Source organism: Myxococcus sp. CA039A, from assembly GCF_013336645.1.
In the GTDB taxonomy this organism is placed as follows: domain Bacteria; phylum Myxococcota; class Myxococcia; order Myxococcales; family Myxococcaceae; genus Myxococcus; species Myxococcus llanfairpwllgwyngyllgogerychwyrndrobwllllantysiliogogogochensis.
Genome location: NZ_JABUMQ010000687.1, coordinates 1 through 1,117, shown reverse-complemented (window position 1 = coordinate 1,117; position 1,117 = coordinate 1). Strand labels below are relative to the sequence as shown.

The 1,117-nt window shown below is 68.1% G+C and carries 1 protein-coding gene; it reads left to right on the top strand.

What is annotated here, in order from left to right; genetic code table 11:
- Nucleotides 1-353: 353 nt before the first annotated feature.
- The coding region (locus HR086_RS47030) for a mannosyltransferase family protein (protein ID WP_254626781.1) at nt 354-1,117 on the top strand (764 nt) is incomplete at its 3' end.

Here is a 1,117-nt window from a genome sequence, read left to right as displayed (position 1 = left end):
GCCGTGGGTTGGAGGGGGACGGGCGTGATGGCGGCCGGAGGAGGCGGACGGATTCGCGCCGTCAGCTCCTGGCGCAGCAGCGCGGCGACTCCAAGGGCCGTCACGACTCCCGCGGTCGCGACCCAGCCAGCCTTTGCACGCATGATGTGGACCTCCCAGGCTCCTCGCACCCGCGCAACCTGGGCGAGACAGATGAGACTACCATTCCCGGGGTCGTTCTGGGCACGGCCGCCGGGGTCTTCCCCGCTGTGAAGGGCGAAGGAGTAGGGTAGGGTGTCCGCCGTTCCCGCACCCTCGGATTTCTCCACCGCATGTCCACCGATGTTCCTGTTTCAGGAGAGGCGCCGCTGCCTATGTCCCTGGGCGCGCGGTTGCGCGTGCTGGGCGCGGAGCTGGCCTTTCCCGTGGGGCTCTTCTTCTTCAGCCGTCTGGCCTTGTTGCTGCTCGCGCGCGTATCGCTCGCGTTCGACAACAGGCTCCACCGCGCGCCCTTCCAGCAGGTGGGCCCGGCGGGGCTGGATGCGTTCTGTCGGTGGGACTGTGGTTGGTACATGGAGATCGCGCAGAAGGGCTATGAGCGCCCCCAGGCCACGAACTTCTTCCCGTTGCTGCCCATGTTGGGGCGGTGGGTGCGAGACGCCACGGGCCTGAGCATCCAGGTCTCGTTGGTGCTGGTGGCCAACGTCGCCGGGTTGTTGGGACTCATCGTCCTGTATCGGCTGTTTCGCGCGCTGGAAGGCGAGGAGACGGCCCGTGTCTCGCTGCTGCTCTTCACGGCGTATCCCTTCGCCTTCTTCCAGTCCGCGGGCTACCCCGAGTCGTGGATGGTGTTCCTCACCGCGCTCGCGCTGCTCTTGAGTCTGCGCGGCCGTCACTGGTGGGCGGCGCTCGCCCTGGGCTTCGGCGGTCTGGCGCGGCACCTGTCCCTGGCGGCGGGCCTGTCCCTCTTGTTCCAGCAGGTGCGCTCTCGTGGGGGCGGGCTTCGGGCGTGGTTCCACCGCGACATGCTCGCGCTGGCGATACCGCTGGTGATGACCTCGCTCTACTTCGTCTTCCTCTGGCGGAAGTTCGGAGACCCGCAGATCTGGTGGAAGGTGCGCGGAGGCGAGTGGGCGGG